This window comes from Vibrio sp. 10N.247.311.14, assembly GCF_041467715.1.
Classification (GTDB): domain Bacteria; phylum Pseudomonadota; class Gammaproteobacteria; order Enterobacterales; family Vibrionaceae; genus Vibrio; species Vibrio crassostreae_C.
In genome coordinates this window covers 16,072-31,539 of the sequence record NZ_JBFSVE010000044.1, presented here as the reverse complement: position 1 = coordinate 31,539, position 15,468 = coordinate 16,072, and the positions used below count along the sequence as shown (strand labels likewise).

The following is a 15,468-nucleotide window of genomic DNA, read 5'->3' as shown; positions in this document are numbered from 1 at the left end:
AACTCATAAATACAAATCATGATTACATTATTTCATCAAATAATAATTGAATAAGCCCTTGTTCATCTGGGATGTCATACCCCTTTCGACATGGATAAGCCAAACCATCTGTGAAGTTCAAAAACGAAAAGCTATTGTCTATGCTTTCGCTCCCCTCTTCATCCTGCCATGGTTCAATAGTACTGTTCTGTTTAGTCACGATATAACCACACGAATTGACAGGCATCTCGGTCTTACGATTTAAGACTATCTTATGATTGGAATTATTGTAGTGATTTACTCGAATCTTACCGGCTAACGCTAGATATATCGCCCCTGCGGCGCCCAAAAGCAAAGTATGGCCGATAACTTTACCTGTCGCACTCGCTACGGCGATTCCAACATTAGCAGTCGCACTCGCGATGCTTTGACCTCGGTTTCCATAACGGTCTGTAGAATACACGTAATCCACGCTATGTTTTCTTTCAACGCGAGCACGTTGTCTGACAGGAGTATGGTTTATGTACTCTTGACCACCAAAAGCATCAAAGTTGTGTATTAATACCGGAACACAATGATAAGTTTCTCCATTCCAGTTCACTACACGAGCCTTCATTTGCCATGGATAATACTCTTCATCTAAATATTTCTTACATAAAGCTGGTAACAAATGGCTAAGTAACGCTGTGTTGTGATCGCTCTGCGCCATGTTGTACAGTCCTTGCGTTATTGATCGGGCCTGCTCTTGATCTCCTGATCTTGCGGCAACGATAAAGAGAATGACCTCGCCCCAAAAAGTATCGTTGATCAAGTAGTCAACCGGCAAATTATCGATTTCGATTAAAGCTCGTGGAACATCTTCATCGGACAAAGCCTCCAATACTGCAGACAAGTGATGCACGCGATCTTGAGGCTTTGCAATAGGTTCGTAATATGCGTCCCATCGTTCAACAAAGGTCTTCCAACGCATTATTTTTTTAAACTCCTCAGTTACTCCTTCCGTGGTGAGTAACTTAGGTTCAATATATTTTGCAATGTGCTTTTTATGACCGTCTCGCTTTTTCATCGCCTTTGTGTAAATTTTGCTATCAGACTTGAATAAGTGCAGTGCTAAACCATAGCTTTCATACCATTCACCAAGGTTAAGATGACTACTTTCTAATGAAGCTTTAGCCAAAGCGTCAAAATGCTTTTTCATTTTATTCCCTTCCAATTTGACGACTTAAATAAAGATAAAGGCGATGACTAAAATAATAGCTGCGGCTATAGCCAGTTTGATGTATAGCTCATTTTTTTTAACTCTTGGTTCTTCCACTTCTTCAAGCTTATCCCTCATGGCCTTAAAGTCATCCAAACGTTGTTGATAACGTTTTTCTCTTTGATTATAGATGGACAACAGTTTCAGAAATGATTCTTTGTTTACTTGCTCCACAGCTTAACTCCAAGAATTTGAAATTAAAGACTAAAACTCCAATACACCATGACAAGCTCATGTTGACAGGAGGGGTCAATAGTCTTCTTCTAGTCTATATTAGGCATCGACTTTAGCGAATAAGGAACAATATGCGATAAGAAATGTGATTTAAAACAGCACATTATTGTAAGAAAAATTAATTGAGCTAAATTGAACTCAAATGAAGATGTCATATCAACTTTACCTCATACTTTTTTATAAACCTATTCACCAGATCTCTAATTCAACCTCATTAATCAGTTATGCCTTGAGTCACACTGTCATTTTGAGTTACCTTGTCTTATTCAAAGTCGTGGGTCACAATACGCTCTGTACCTGACTTTAATAGAAATCATTGGCTCCCAAAACGTAATAACCTAGAAATAAGGTTTGATTAGGGATGTCCGATTGAATGGTGAAAAATTTGGACCACACATTAATAGAGCAAGTTGAAGGGATATGCGCATCGCGAGGCGTTAGATTAACACCTCAAAGAAAGCGAGTGTTTGAGCTCATCCTCTCTAATAAAAAAGCCTCCAGTGCTTATGAATTATTAGAGCAGTTGAAAGTCAGTGAACCGCAAGCCAAGCCACCTACAGTATATCGCGCTTTGGATTTCTTGTTGGAGCAAGGTTTCATTCACAGAGTTGAGTCAACCAATAGCTTCATATGCTGCTGCTCTTGCAATGCCAACAAACATTTCTCCCAACTACTGATCTGCGATAAATGTGGCACTGTGATAGAACTGCAGGACGATGCGCTTGTCACCCTACTCGCCAGTAACGCTGAGAAGCATGGCTTTCAATTGACGAATCATGTCATTGAATCGCATGGCATTTGCCAATCTTGCTCCTCCGAGATGAAAGAATAAGATTATAGAAGAACATTATGCGCGCTGAATTTGTAAACCCGTTTTTAGCTTCTTTGATGAACGTATTAAAAACGATGGCTTCTCTAGAATTGAAGCCACAAAAACCGAGAGTTAAGAAAGATGAAATCGCTCGTGGTGATGTATCCGGCCTAATTGGTATGGTGGGTACACAATCTCGTGGCTCTATGTCGATCACCTTTGATGAAGGTCTCGCTCTCGAAATCATGGAAAACATGCTTGGTGAACGACCAAACGGCCTCAACGAAGAAGTGACCGATATGGTGGGTGAAATCACTAACATGGTGACTGGCGGTGCGAAACGTATTCTTGCGGAAAGCGGTTTTGACTTCGATATGGCAACACCAATCGTGGTTTCCGGTAAAGGTCATACGATTCGTCACAAGTGTGATGGGGCAATCATCATCATGCCTTTTTCATCTCAATGGGGTAATGCTTTCATCGAGATCTGTTTCGAATAACAGCTGTTGATTTCTAGCAGTACTGAGTATCAAAGAAGGTTGGCATAATGCCAGCCTTTTTTATTACCTGCGATTTAACCATTGCTTGCTCTACAGATACAAAAACGCCAACCCGAAGGTTGGCGTTTTTTTGGTGCTATCAACTCAATTAAGCTTTAAGCGCTTTAAATGCGTTGATTAGACCGTTAGTTGAGCTGTCGTGAGACGTTACTTGAGCATCGTCAGCAAGCTCTGGAAGAATTTGGTTTGCTAGTTGCTTACCAAGTTCTACACCCCACTGGTCGAAGCTGAAGATGTTCCAGATAACGCCTTGAACGAAGATCTTGTGCTCGTACATCGCGATTAGGTTACCTAAAGAGCGAGGGTTGATTTGCTTAACAAGAATAGAGTTCGTTGGACGGTTACCTTCAAATACTTTGAAAGGTACAAGCTCAGCCACTTCTTCAGCTGTTTTGCCAGCCGCTAGGAATTCAGCTTCCACTGTCTCTTTTGTCTTACCGAAAGCTAGAGCTTCAGTTTGAGCAAAGAAGTTAGACATTAGCTTCTGGTGGTGATCAGATGCTGGGTTGTGGCTGATAGCAGGCGCGATGAAGTCTGATGGGATCAGCTTAGTGCCTTGGTGAATCAGTTGGTAGAAAGCGTGCTGGCCGTTTGTACCAGGTTCACCCCAGATGATAGGACCAGTTTGATACTCTACCGGGTTACCTTCACGGTCTACAAACTTACCGTTTGATTCCATGTTACCTTGCTGGAAGTAAGCCGCAAAACGGTGCATATATTGATCGTAAGGTAGAATTGCTTCTGACTCAGCGCCGTGGAAGTTGTTATACCAAATACCGATAAGCGCAAGGATTACTGGAATGTTGCTTTCAAACTCAGTTGAAGCAAAGTGGTTATCCATCTCGTGAGCACCTTCTAGTAGCTCAACGAAGTTATCGAAGCCAACAGATAGTGAGATAGAAAGACCGATTGCAGACCATAGTGAGTAACGACCACCAACCCAGTCCCAGAATTCGAACATGTTGTCAGTATCAATACCAAACTCAGCTACCGCAGTTGCGTTAGTTGATAGTGCTGCGAAGTGTTTAGCTACGTGTGCGTTGTCACCCGCTTCAGCCAAGAACCAATCACGTGCAGAGTGCGCGTTAGTCATTGTTTCTTGAGTCGTGAATGTTTTAGATGCCACTAAGAATAGCGTTGTTTCTGGGTTAAGAGGCTTAAGTGTCTCAACGATGTGAGTGCCATCTACGTTAGAAACGAAGTGCATGTTTAGGCGAGTTTTGTATGGCGTTAGTGCTTCAGTCACCATGTATGGACCAAGATCCGAACCGCCGATACCGATGTTTACAACATCAGTGATCTCTTTACCTGTGTAACCTTTCCACTCACCAGAAACGATGCGGTGTGTGAACAGTTCCATTTTTGCTAGTACAGCGTTAACTGCTGGCATTACGTCTTTGCCGTCAACCATTACTGGCTTGTCGCTACGGTTACGTAGAGCAGTGTGAAGTACTGAACGACCTTCAGTCTTGTTGATTGCATCACCACCGAACATTGCTTCGATTGCAGACTTAACTTCAGTCTCGTTCGCAAGAGCAAATAGGTGCTGCATAGTTTCAGCATCGATAAGGTTCTTAGAGTAATCCACTAAGATGTCAGAACCGAAACGAGTAGAAAAGCTCTCGAAACGCTTTGCATCTTGAGCAAACAGCTCTTTCATATCCATATCTTGAGCAGACTCAAAATGTGCCGTTAGAGCTTTCCACGCTTGTGTTTGCGTTGGGTTGATATTTTTCAACATGGTATCTATCCCGATGTTACTGTAGGTTTTATTCTAAACGTCACCTGGGTGATGAATAGAACCCCCGATTAGGCGAAAGTTTATATTTTTCTGTGATGACCAAACCGCGTCACCACTGAAAGATTCTTTGTAATTTTTTTTCACGACGTATTATGCCGCATATGAAGAGCTGTACCTTGAGATAAATCAGGATTAGATTTCCTGACAGAAGAATCGGTACAGACTCTAGCTCTAACATAATTAAATGTGAGCGATACCTGATAAATTCAAGTTCAAAAGATAGCGTTAAACCACTTTTTTTCCAAATACATTATAAAGGATGGCGTATGTGGATTCAGAAGACTATACACCTAAATGCACGAAAGCGTGGATTTCATCTCATTACTGATGAAATTGAACAACAGATACACGATATCAATTCTCTATCTGTTGGTTTATTACATCTTTTTATCCAACATACCTCTGCCAGCCTCACGCTAAACGAGAACGCTGATCCTACCGTCCGTACCGATATGGAGTCGCACTTTAATAAGTTTGTCCCAGAGCGAGCGCCCTACTACAGACACACCTATGAAGGTGATGATGACATGCCTGCCCACATTAAAGCATCGACACTTGGCACCAGTGTGACAATACCAATTAGCAATGGTCGTTTAGCTTTAGGAACATGGCAGGGTATTTACTTAGGAGAGCACCGAGATTGTGGTGGAAGCCGAACTGTGATTGCTACGATGCAAGGTGAGTAGACTGCTTGAAAACAAGATCTCCTTAATAAAAACAATATCTTGTTAATAAAAAAGAGTGGTGTGCTTCCACGACCACTCTTATAAAAATAGTATTTGGCCTACTGTAGGCCGAAAGGTTTAGAAGGGCTGGTTTATCATAACCCTAAAGGTCCCTTCATCACCACCTCGCGCCAACTCAGCACGAACAACAATGCCTTCCACTTGGAAACGCACCGCGCCACCTAAGCTCCATTTCATGTCCGAGTGCAGTGTTTTGATGTCGTACTCATCGGCAACGCGCCCTAATTCAGCAAACGCTACCCATTGCCACCAAGGCAAATCGTAGTAGTTTATCAGTGGGATATCGCCAAGTGGTTGCCAGTCAGGAAGTACTCGGTACTCAGCAGAATAATGAACTGCAGAGCGACCGTGATAACGACCTCCGGTATAACCTCGTAAACGATACAAGCCACCCAATCGAGCTTGCTCCGTTTCTGGTGGGCGAGCACAATCTTGCCCAGAGCAGTTATCCCACGTTGGCGTGTCAGCGGTATAGAAATCAAATGCTAAAACTTGTTGATCGAACAGGTCCCCTAGAGGACCTAAAGCGAAGTACTGGCTATTTTGGAAGGTCCACTTAAGCCACAAGTCATCGTTAGACCAACTCTCTGCGCCAGTGGTGAACTCAAGGTTAGTTTGAGAACCTCTGGTCGGGTTGCGTGTGCTATCACGGTTATCCCAATTAAACGCCAAACTAAAGCCTGTTGCCTCCTCGGTATTATTTAAACCTTCCAACTCACGAGCAGTATAAAAAGGCGTAAATAGAATCGAACTGACACCCGATTCGATTGGCGAAGCAAAGCTCACATCTTTGATTGGCTGAAAAGCACCGAGTAAACCGTGTTCTGCAACGTTGCCCCAAGGTAGCAAATACTTAAACTCAAACTGATAGTTTTGCTCTAAGCCATCAGCAATGGTTTTGTCATCGATAGATGAATCATTATCGCCTTGAGAACCAATGTAATACGGGTTGTCGTTGAAGCGCGCTTGATACATCTGAGTGCTAAACAATACGTTCTCAGACAAGGCATAGTTAAAAGCCGATAGAAAACCGACGTAACTGTCTTTGTCTGAATAGAGTGCCATACCAAACAGAGCGGCTTGAGGTTGCCAAACACCCTTTGCGACACCCGCAACCCCAAAGGTGTTACCCATGGTTTCGGTGCTGAAGTAGAAAGGAACAAAGGCTGAATCTTTTTCTTCACTCACAGCGGAAGAAGAAAAGCTGACACCGAGTAATGTCATTGCAGACATTAGCCAGCTTCGAGTCGTTCGCTTGAACATAATTTACTTATCAAGATCCATGATTACTTCACATATTCCATCGCAACACGCGAAGTCAGCTTAGTGACTAACTCGTAAGCGATAGTGCCGATATGTTCAGCCACTTCTTCTGAAGGTAAACCTTTACCCCACAGAGTCGCTTCATCGCCGACTTTATCTGCCGCATCAGGGCCTAGATCAACCGTTAGCATGTCCATTGATACACGTCCTGCGATCGGTACTTTTCGACCGTTAACGAACACTGGAGTACCGTTAGGTGCAGTACGAGGATAACCATCACCGTAACCAATCGCGATAACACCAACCTTGGTATCACGTTCACTGGTCCAGTTTCCGCCATAACCCACACTTTCACCGGCTTTCACATCGCGAACGGCAATTAGGTGTGAGGTCAGGGTCATCACAGGCAAAAATCCAAGCTCTTGCGCTGATTTATCAACAAATGGAGAGACACCGTAAGATATGATTCCCGGACGAACCCAATCAAGGTGGCTGTCTGGCCAAGCGAGTAAACCCGCAGAGGCAGCAAGTGAACGCTCCCCTTCACAACCTTCAGTAAGCGACAAGAAAAGCTCTGTCTGTTCAACGGTGGTTGCTCTATCCAGTTCATCAGCACAACCGAAGTGGCTCATGTAACGTAGAGGTTTGGCAACATTCGCACATTGATGCAAACGCTCAACAAAGTTTTGGTATTGCTCAGGGCGAACACCTAATCGGTGCATACCACTGTCGACTTTTAGCCATACCACAACGGGTGTTTCCAAATCCGCATTCTCTAGCGCGCTTAATTGCTCTTCACAATGCACCACCGTTTGAATGTTATTGGTCACCAAGATTGGCAAATCGCCCGAAGAGTAAAATCCTTCCAGCAACAAAATAGGTTTAACAATGCCACCAGCACGAAGTTGTAACGCTTCTTCAATACGCGCCACACCAAAAGCATCAGAGCTTTTTGAATGCTTGGCTATATGCAGTAAGCCGTGTCCGTAGCCATTGGCTTTCACAACAGACATGACCTTGCACTGAGGAGCCTTCGACTTTATCTGGTTCAGGTTATGTTCGAGCGCGTTTAAGTCAATGCTCGCCGTCGCCGCTTTCATGTAAGTCATTAGCGATTACTCATCATCAAATGCAGGGCCTGCATAGTTATCAAATCGGGAGTGTTGGCCTTGGAACGTAAGACGAACAGAACCGATCGGACCGTTACGTTGCTTACCAAGGATGATCTCAGCAATGCCTTTCAAGGAACTATCTGGGTTATAAACCTCATCACGATAGATGAACATGATCAAATCGGCATCTTGCTCAATCGAACCTGATTCACGCAAATCCGAGTTTACTGGGCGCTTATCAGCACGTTGCTCTAGGGAACGGTTAAGCTGAGAAAGTGCCACAACCGGAACGTTGAGCTCTTTTGCTAACGCTTTCAATGAGCGAGAAATCTCGGCGATTTCAAGAGTACGGTTATCAGATAACGAAGGTACACGCATTAATTGAAGGTAATCTATCATGATCATAGAGATACCATCGTGTTCACGAGCGATACGTCGAGCACGAGAACGCACTTCTGTTGGCGTTAGACCCGAGCTGTCATCGATATACATATTCTTCTTATCCATCAGAATACCCATACTCGACGAGATACGAGCCCAATCTTCATCATCTAGCTGACCAGTACGAATCTTGGTTTGGTCTACGCGAGAAAGTGACGCAAGCATACGCATCATCAGCTGTTCGGCTGGCATCTCTAGCGAGAAGATTAAAACCGGTTTGTCTTGCTTCATCGCCGCGTTTTCACACAAGTTCATCGCAAATGTGGTTTTACCCATCGATGGACGAGCAGCAACAATAATTAAGTCAGAGCCTTGTAGACCTGCTGTTTTCTTGTTGAGGTCGTTGAAGCCAGTATCGACACCTGTCACACCATCTTGCGGCGTTTTGTATAGGATCTCGATACGTTCTAGCGTCTTCTCTAGAATGCTATCAACGTTTTGTGGACCTTCGTTTTCACTTGCACGGCCTTCGGCAATCGCGAAGACTTTACTTTCAGCAAGATCAACCAGCTCTTCCGATGTACGACCTTGAGGGTCATAACCAGAATCAGCAATCTCATTCGCGACACCAATCAGGCTACGAACAAGTGCACGTTGCGCTACGATATCCGCATACGCATTGATGTTTGCGGCACTTGGTGTGTTTTTCGCTAAGTCAGCAAGGTAAGCAAAGCCACCCACTTCTTCAAGTTGCTCACGCAGCTCTAAATGTTCAGAGAGTGTAATAAGATCCAGAGGAGAACTTTCTTCAAGGATATCCTTTACCGCTTCAAAGATCAGACGGTGAGGACGGCTATAAAAGTCTTTGGCCACAACCTTTTCGGCAACTGTATCCCAGCGTTCGTTATCTAATAACAAACCGCCAATAACAGATTGCTCAGCTTCTAATGAATGTGGCGGGACCTTGATGGCGTCCACCTGATCGTTGGCTGATTTCTGACTTTTGGTATCCACTATGACTACACTCAATAACTAATAATGATCGTTCATTATACCCAAGAACATCCGTTTGTAATCCGATCCTATGAGTTTGTTTTATTCTTCAGGAAGAATTTACCTATTGCTGACGGAATTAACCAAGGGTAGCATTACGATCCTGCCATTCACTCACTGTATAACTAGAGGTATGCGTGTCCAAATTATTGGCTCTGAGCACTGGTATTCTAAGCACTGGTCTCCTGAGCGCTCCGATGGCCTTAGCTGATGATGCTAAAGACTCTGTTGATGCAATCCTCGACTCTATAGTAGTTTCAGAACCTACTTCTGAGCCGATCGTCGTTGCACCGACACCTGAAGAAAAAGAGTTGGATATCGCACCGAGTGATACAAGTGATACAGAACTACCGAGCCCGCTAAAAACGGAAGTCGAATTTGGATATCAGTCGCATACTGGTAACTCTGATTCACGAGCGCTTAACGCACGCCTTAACGGTGAGTACACGGCTGGCCGTCATAGAACCAGTGGTGAATGGAAATACTACAACCTCTACAAAGATGGCGAAGAAGATAAAAGGCAATCGACTTACTCAGCTCAGAGTGACTACAAGTTAAGCCCTAAAACCTACCTTTACGGCAGTTTCAAAGGAGTCGACTCGAGATACAGTGCTTACTTTAAGGACTACACAATTTCGAGTGGTCTGGGTTACCAGTTTTCGAATACCGAAGAGTTTGTGTTGGAAGTCGAAGTGGGACCAGGTTTTCGTTACCAAGAACCGAACCTTGATGAGATTGATGATGATGACATCATCTTCCCAGAGATTGTTGAAGAGGCAATTTTCCGTGGCAACGTGAATACGTCATGGCAGGTGTTGAAGAATTTGCAGCTCAAGGCAGACGTGACGCTTGTCTCTGGTCACAGTAACCTAAAGTTTGATACTGAGTTAGAAGCCATCAACGATATTACTGACAATATCGCGCTGAAGATCGCTCACTCTCGCCAGTACCACGATAAAGTGCCTGAAGGCTTAAGCAAACAAGACTCTGTTCTATCGATCAACTTGCTCTTCCAGTTCTAATCTTAGGCCACCTCTAACCTTGAGAACAACTTGTTCAGCAATAACAGCTTATGGATCACCGTAAGCTTTTTACCTACTGTAGCCCTTCCTTGTACTTTCCTATATTCCAGACATAAAAAAACACCAGCCGAAGCTGGTGTTTAAAACTTTCAAAAGAAAGAATTCGTCTTGGTACTGAAATTACTCAGCTGCAACGATAGCGATTTTCGCAGTAGCAAAAACTTCAGAGTGAAGTTGGATGCTTACTTCGAATTCGCCGATGTTACGTAGAGCGCCTTCAGGTAGGCGTACTTCGCTCTTAGCTACTGCAACACCTGCCGCTGTAATAGCGTCAGCGATGTCACGAGTACCGATAGAACCGAATAGTTTACCTTCGTCACCAGCTTTAGAAGCGATTGTAACGCCTTCTAGAGTGTTAACGCTCTCTGCACGAGCTTCAGCAGCAGCTAGTTGCTCAGCAACTTTAGCTTCTAGTTCAGCACGACGAGTTTCGAACATAGCAACGTTGTCTTTAGTTGCCATAACTGCTTTACCCTGTGGGATAAGGAAGTTACGAGCGTAACCAGATTTAACGTTTACTTGGTCGCCAAGGCCACCTAGGTTACCGATCTTATCAAGTAGAATAACTTGCATTATCTTAGTCCTCTTAAACTATTATTAACTATTACCGATTACTGATGCTTGTCAGTGTACGGTAGTAGAGCTAGGTAACGAGAACGCTTGATAGCGCGAGCTAGTTGACGCTGGTACTTAGCGCTTGTACCAGTGATACGGCTAGGTACGATTTTACCAGCTTCAGTGATGTAGTTTTTAAGAGTTGCTACGTCTTTGTAGTCAATCTCTTGTACGCCTTCTGCAGTGAAACGGCAGAATTTACGACGACGGAAGAAACGAGCCATGGGCTATCTCCTGATCTTAAATTTAGTAAAGCGGTCTTTCACAATTATCGAAATAACTATCAATGACCTAAAACAAGTTGAGAATTTTTTAAGGCGTTAAGCCAAAAAAGAATTACTCAGCAGCTGCTTCTGGTTTAGCTTCTGTACGCTCTTCGCGACGAGGAGCACGCTCTGCACGCTCTTCTTTTTGCTTAAGCATAATAGATTGCTCAGTCACAGCGCCTTTAGTGCGCATGATCATGTTACGTAGAACTGCATCGTTGAAACGGAAAGCAGTTTCTAGCTCGTCAATCACTTCTTGACCAGCTTCAACGTTCATAAGAACGTAGTGAGCTTTGTGAAGCTTGTTGATTGGGTAAGCCATTTGACGACGACCCCAGTCTTCTAGACGGTGGATAGTACCGCCAGCTTCAGTGATAGAACCAGTGTAACGCTCGATCATGCCAGCAACTTGCTCGCTTTGATCAGGGTGAACCATGAATACGATTTCGTAATGACGCATTTGGTTGCTCCTTACGGATTATTAGCTTCCACGAGTGGCCCGGTCGTCCAGAGGAAGCAAGGAACTAAAGATAAATGACCGAGTTTTAAGGACGGCAAATGTTATAGAAAGAACCCGGTATTGGCAAGCGCTATTTGGTGAATAATGAAACAGTTTTTCTGTCGCCATCTAGCCATCCGACAAACCGATGGATTTTGCTATAACAGCCTAAAAAGAAACGCCCACCAGCAAGTGGTGAGCGCTAATAAATTCATAGACTTAAAGCAGCGTTAACGCATTACTGAGCTAAACGCTGTCTTACCGCTTCGAACAGGCAAATACCCGACGCCACAGAAACATTTAAGCTCGATACGCTACCTGCCATTGGAATCTTAATCAGATCATCGCAAGTTTCACGAGTTAAACGACGCATACCGTCACCTTCTGCACCCATAACTACCGCAAGAGGACCCGTTAGCTTCGCTTGATAGATATCATGCGTTGCTTCACCTGCCGTACCCACAAACCATACGCCCTGCTCTTGCAGTGCACGCATTGTGCGAGCTAGGTTGGTTACGCGCACGAGAGGAACCGTTTCAGCTGCGCCACATGCAACCTTGCTTACCGTTGCTGTTAACGGCGAAGAGCGATCTTTAGGTACGATAACAGCAGCGACACCTGCGGCATCCGCGTTACGTAGACAAGCGCCTAGGTTATGAGGGTCTGTTACGCCGTCTAGAACTAACAGCAAAGGCTGTTCGTGCTGCGCTAGGATATCGTCTAGGTGAGTTTCATTAAGCTGCTTAGCAGGCTTCACCTTAGCAATAAGACCTTGGTGATTCGCACCTTGTGCTTTTTCATCCAACGGCTTACGACCCATCTGTTGAATCGACACACCAAACTGTTGCAGTTGGTTCAGTAATGGAAGAAGACGCTCGTCTTGGCGACCTTTCAATACATACGCTTCGATAAAACGTGCAGGATCTTTTTCTAGTACGGCTTTCACCGCGTGAATACCGTAAATAAATTCGTTACTCATTGTCTCAACTTACTCTTATTGCTCAGAGATGAATGACATCAATGCCGATGTGTCCACCTCTGTGTTGTTCATTTCGAGAGTATGCGTCTTGTGCCTGATACTCTCGCATTAAAGTCATTTCACACTAAATCAGTAGGCGCTAAACCTGATTAGCAGAGCGCCTTATTAGCCTTAAGATTTATCAGTCTTAAGAGTTATCAGCCTTTGGCTTACGGCTTGCTGCACGCTTTTTCTTAGCGCGAGCTTTAGCAGCACCGGTTTTATTCGCTGGCTTTTTCTTCTTAGCAGGGCCTTCGCTGCTTCCGTCAGGTCGCTTAGTTGGCTCAACCATAGGCTTCGCTGATACACCTGGCTTATTACTCTTCACTGCTGAGCGCTTCTTGCTTTTCGCCTTTTTCATCGCTTCGGCTGCACGCTTCTTGGCTGTTTTGCCTTTGCCACGCGGCTGACGATCAGTGTCTTCTAAGTCAAAGTCGATTTGGCGAGTTTCTAAATTAACCGCAGAAACCTTCACTTTAACCGAATCACCCAAGCGGTAGATATTACCTGAGCTTTCACCCACTAGACGCTGACCAACAGCATCAAATTGGTAGTAATCATTCGCTAGCGCTGAGATGTGTACCAAGCCATCAATGTGCAGTTCAGTTAGACGAACAAAGAAGCCAAAACCAGTCACGTTGGCAATCACACCATCCATCACCTCACCGACATGGTCTTGCATGTATTCACACTTCAACCAGTCGTTTACTTCACGCGTTGCGTCATCAGCACGACGTTCAGTCATTGAACACTGCTCGCCGTAGAAGTCCATATCATCGAAAGTGTAGTGGTAACCACCAGTTGGCGTCCAACGTTCGCTGTTACGACCTTCTTCTTTCGCAATAAGGTACTTAATCGCACGGTGCAATAGCAAATCTGGGTAACGACGAATTGGCGAGGTAAAGTGAGCATAGCGTTTAAGAGCTAAACCAAAGTGACCCGCGTTATCCGCGTTGTATACCGCTTGCTTCATTGAGCGTAGCAGCATAGTTTGGATTAATTCACGATCTTCACGTTCATTAATCTGTTGCATCAGTTGTGCATAGTCTACTGGTGATGGCGACAGACCACCTTCCAGTGTTAAACCTAATTCACTTAAAAAGCTCTTGAAGCCCATTAAGCGCTCTTCGCCCGGAGTTTCGTGAACACGGTACAGCGCAGGCTCTTTCGCTTTTTCTACGTAAGATGCCGATGCGATATTCGCAAGAATCATACATTCTTCGATGATCTTGTGTGCATCGTTACGAATTACTGGCTCAATACGGTCAATCTTACGATCCGCATTGAAGATAAACTTAGTTTCTACCGTTTCAAATTCAATCGCACCACGTTCGTCACGCGTTTTCTTAAGCACCTTATACATCTTATGAAGCTCTTCAAGATGTGGTACTTCAGGTTCGTAACGCTCACGTAATTCTTCATTGCCATCTAAGATCGCGCCTACTTTGTTATAAGTAAGACGAGCATGAGAATTCATTACCGCTTCGTAGTGCTTGTAGCCCGACAGCTTACCTTTGTCTGAGATAGTCATCTCACACACCATACATAAACGGTCTACCTGAGGGTTCAATGAACACAAACCATTTGAAAGCACTTCTGGCAGCATTGGCACGACTTGTGACGGGAAGTATACCGAGTTACCACGGTTAATCGCTTCTTTGTCTAGCGCTGTATCTGGGCGAACGTAGTAACTTACGTCAGCAATCGCTACCCATAGACGCCAGCCGCCGCCTTTCTTCGCTTCACAGTAAACCGCATCATCGAAGTCACGCGCATCTTCACCATCAATGGTAACCAATGGCAGTTTACGCAGGTCTACACGTCCTTCTTTTGCTTCTTCAGGAACATGCTCACCTAGGTTTTCGATTTGCTTATCTACCGCTTCAGGCCACTCTTGTGGGATCTGGTGAGTACGGATCGCAATCTGCGTTTCCATACCCGGCGCCATGTTTTCACCAAGAACTTCGGTTACTTTCCCCATCATGTTACGAGAACGACCACCGCGATCCGTAATTTCAATCACAACCACATTACCCATTCGAGCACCGCCTTTATGCTCAGTAGGGATCTGGATGTCGTGACTAATACGCGAATCATCAGCAACAACGTAAGAATGGCCGTACTCTAGGAAGAAGCGACCAACAAGTGGCGTTTTACGCTCTTCAAGCACACGAACCAAGCGACCTTCACGACGGCCACGCTTACTGTTGTCAGTAGGCTGAACCAATACGTAATCACCGTGCATGATGGTTTTCATCTGATGATGCGGCAGCACGATATCATTGTCTTTACCCACACTGCCGTCTGGGCGAACCCAACCATGACCGTCTTTATGACCAATCACATAGCCTTTGATCAGTTCCATCTTCTCAGGCAATGCGTAGCACTGACGACGAGTAAAGATAAGCTGTCCATCACGCTCCATTGCACGCAAACGACGACGCAGCCCTTCATATTGTTCCTCTCCAGCAAGACCCAAAGCTTCGAATAGATCGTTGCGGTTCATCGGAATATTCGCGTCTGTTAGAAACGAAATAATGAACTCTCGGCTTGGTACTGGGTTATCGTAATTTTTCGACTCTCGGTCGGCAAAAGGATCAACAGTGGTTGTCGCTGTCGTATTTTCTGACGTTGGTGTGTTTTTTGACATAGGCGGGCCTGCTTAAGCAAGGAAGGTATATACCCCTAGTATATCTGATGCTAGGGGTAAGCTACAGATATGCTTTAGAAAACACTCAAATAACCTCAGATTGATACATATCTTCACTTTGTGAAACATCGCTTCATAGA

General features: G+C 44.6%; 15 protein-coding genes. 4 read left to right on the top strand and 11 right to left on the bottom strand.

Annotation, left to right across the window (positions count from 1 at the left end; translation table 11 throughout):
• Positions 1–22 precede the first annotated feature (22 nt).
• Both AB6F11_RS15740 and AB6F11_RS15735 read right to left on the bottom strand, forming a co-directional pair.
• Positions 23–1,177 carry a hypothetical protein gene (locus tag AB6F11_RS15740; RefSeq protein ID WP_102394619.1) on the bottom strand — a complete coding sequence of 385 codons (1,155 nt, stop codon included), beginning with the start codon at positions 1,175–1,177 and terminating at the stop codon, positions 23–25.
• A 24-nt stretch (positions 1,178–1,201) separates the two neighbouring features.
• Complete coding sequence (locus AB6F11_RS15735; RefSeq protein WP_017059942.1) at positions 1,202–1,411, bottom strand: hypothetical protein; 210 nt, start codon at positions 1,409–1,411, stop codon at positions 1,202–1,204.
• A 433-nt stretch (positions 1,412–1,844) separates the two neighbouring features.
• Between AB6F11_RS15735 and zur the strand changes: the two genes are divergently transcribed.
• Together zur and AB6F11_RS15725 are read left to right on the top strand one after the other, a co-directional pair.
• Entirely contained in the window at positions 1,845–2,303 is a 459-nt protein-coding gene (gene zur / locus AB6F11_RS15730) for a zinc uptake transcriptional repressor Zur (RefSeq protein ID WP_017059941.1), read from the top strand.
• Between the two features lie 17 nt (positions 2,304–2,320).
• Positions 2,321–2,782, top strand: coding sequence for a chemotaxis protein CheX (locus AB6F11_RS15725; protein ID WP_017059940.1), 462 nt, complete (start codon positions 2,321–2,323; stop codon positions 2,780–2,782).
• 148 nt (positions 2,783–2,930) lie between these two features.
• On the opposite strand, the gene pgi is transcribed toward AB6F11_RS15725, so the two are convergent.
• On the bottom strand, positions 2,931–4,583 hold the full coding sequence (gene pgi / locus AB6F11_RS15720; protein ID WP_017065622.1) for a glucose-6-phosphate isomerase: 1,653 nt from the start codon (positions 4,581–4,583) through the stop codon (positions 2,931–2,933).
• A gap of 326 nt (positions 4,584–4,909) precedes the next feature.
• Here pgi and AB6F11_RS15715 point away from each other — a divergent pair, with 326 nt between their 5' ends.
• Positions 4,910–5,329 carry a secondary thiamine-phosphate synthase enzyme YjbQ gene (locus AB6F11_RS15715; RefSeq protein WP_017059938.1) on the top strand — a complete coding sequence of 140 codons (420 nt, stop codon included), beginning with the start codon at positions 4,910–4,912 and terminating at the stop codon, positions 5,327–5,329.
• Between the two features lie 117 nt (positions 5,330–5,446).
• Here AB6F11_RS15715 and AB6F11_RS15710 read toward each other — a convergent pair whose 3' ends face one another.
• The 3 genes from AB6F11_RS15710 to AB6F11_RS15700 are packed head-to-tail and all read right to left on the bottom strand — an operon-like array spanning position 5,447 to position 9,159.
• Positions 5,447–6,652: a BamA/TamA family outer membrane protein gene (locus AB6F11_RS15710; protein WP_102394618.1), complete on the bottom strand. Its 1,206-nt coding sequence runs from the start codon at positions 6,650–6,652 to the stop codon at positions 5,447–5,449.
• Between the two features lie 23 nt (positions 6,653–6,675).
• Complete coding sequence (alr, locus tag AB6F11_RS15705) at positions 6,676–7,761, bottom strand: alanine racemase (RefSeq protein WP_017063183.1); 1,086 nt, start codon at positions 7,759–7,761, stop codon at positions 6,676–6,678.
• A gap of 6 nt (positions 7,762–7,767) precedes the next feature.
• A complete protein-coding gene (locus AB6F11_RS15700; protein ID WP_016767560.1) occupies positions 7,768–9,159 on the bottom strand; it encodes a replicative DNA helicase in 1,392 nt (463 codons plus the stop codon).
• Between the two features lie 176 nt (positions 9,160–9,335).
• Between AB6F11_RS15700 and AB6F11_RS15695 the strand changes: the two genes are divergently transcribed.
• Positions 9,336–10,220 (top strand): DUF481 domain-containing protein, encoded by an 885-nt coding sequence (locus AB6F11_RS15695; protein WP_102394617.1) that lies wholly within the window; start codon positions 9,336–9,338, stop codon positions 10,218–10,220.
• A gap of 180 nt (positions 10,221–10,400) precedes the next feature.
• On the opposite strand, the gene rplI is transcribed toward AB6F11_RS15695, so the two are convergent.
• The 5 genes from rplI to rnr all read right to left on the bottom strand — a co-directional run bounded on the left by rplI (position 10,401) and on the right by rnr (position 15,328).
• Entirely contained in the window at positions 10,401–10,853 is a 453-nt protein-coding gene (gene rplI / locus AB6F11_RS15690; protein WP_010434182.1) for a 50S ribosomal protein L9, read from the bottom strand.
• Positions 10,854–10,891: 38 nt separating this feature from the next.
• Entirely contained in the window at positions 10,892–11,119 is a 228-nt protein-coding gene (rpsR, locus tag AB6F11_RS15685) for a 30S ribosomal protein S18 (protein WP_000090472.1), read from the bottom strand.
• A 112-nt stretch (positions 11,120–11,231) separates the two neighbouring features.
• Positions 11,232–11,621, bottom strand: coding sequence for a 30S ribosomal protein S6 (gene rpsF / locus AB6F11_RS15680; RefSeq protein WP_004741278.1), 390 nt, complete (start codon positions 11,619–11,621; stop codon positions 11,232–11,234).
• A gap of 277 nt (positions 11,622–11,898) precedes the next feature.
• A complete protein-coding gene (rlmB, locus tag AB6F11_RS15675; RefSeq protein WP_017063180.1) occupies positions 11,899–12,639 on the bottom strand; it encodes a 23S rRNA (guanosine(2251)-2'-O)-methyltransferase RlmB in 741 nt (246 codons plus the stop codon).
• A 187-nt stretch (positions 12,640–12,826) separates the two neighbouring features.
• Positions 12,827–15,328, bottom strand: coding sequence for a ribonuclease R (gene rnr, locus AB6F11_RS15670; RefSeq protein WP_017063179.1), 2,502 nt, complete (start codon positions 15,326–15,328; stop codon positions 12,827–12,829).
• Positions 15,329–15,468: the final 140 nt, after the last annotated feature.

Coding starts and splice junctions, on each gene's coding strand:
- AB6F11_RS15740 (WP_102394619.1), bottom strand. CDS start 1,177: ATGAAAAAGCATTTTGACGCTTTGGCTAAAGCTTCATTAGAAAGTAGT.
- zur (WP_017059941.1), top strand. CDS start 1,845: ATGGTGAAAAATTTGGACCACACATTAATAGAGCAAGTTGAAGGGATA.
- AB6F11_RS15725 (WP_017059940.1), top strand. CDS start 2,321: ATGCGCGCTGAATTTGTAAACCCGTTTTTAGCTTCTTTGATGAACGTA.
- pgi (WP_017065622.1), bottom strand. CDS start 4,583: ATGTTGAAAAATATCAACCCAACGCAAACACAAGCGTGGAAAGCTCTA.
- AB6F11_RS15715 (WP_017059938.1), top strand. CDS start 4,910: ATGTGGATTCAGAAGACTATACACCTAAATGCACGAAAGCGTGGATTT.
- AB6F11_RS15710 (WP_102394618.1), bottom strand. CDS start 6,652: ATGTTCAAGCGAACGACTCGAAGCTGGCTAATGTCTGCAATGACATTA.
- alr (WP_017063183.1), bottom strand. CDS start 7,761: ATGACTTACATGAAAGCGGCGACGGCGAGCATTGACTTAAACGCGCTC.
- rplI (WP_010434182.1), bottom strand. CDS start 10,853: ATGCAAGTTATTCTACTTGATAAGATCGGTAACCTAGGTGGCCTTGGC.
- rpsR (WP_000090472.1), bottom strand. CDS start 11,119: ATGGCTCGTTTCTTCCGTCGTCGTAAATTCTGCCGTTTCACTGCAGAA.
- rpsF (WP_004741278.1), bottom strand. CDS start 11,621: ATGCGTCATTACGAAATCGTATTCATGGTTCACCCTGATCAAAGCGAG.
- rlmB (WP_017063180.1), bottom strand. CDS start 12,639: ATGAGTAACGAATTTATTTACGGTATTCACGCGGTGAAAGCCGTACTA.
- rnr (WP_017063179.1), bottom strand. CDS start 15,328: ATGTCAAAAAACACACCAACGTCAGAAAATACGACAGCGACAACCACT.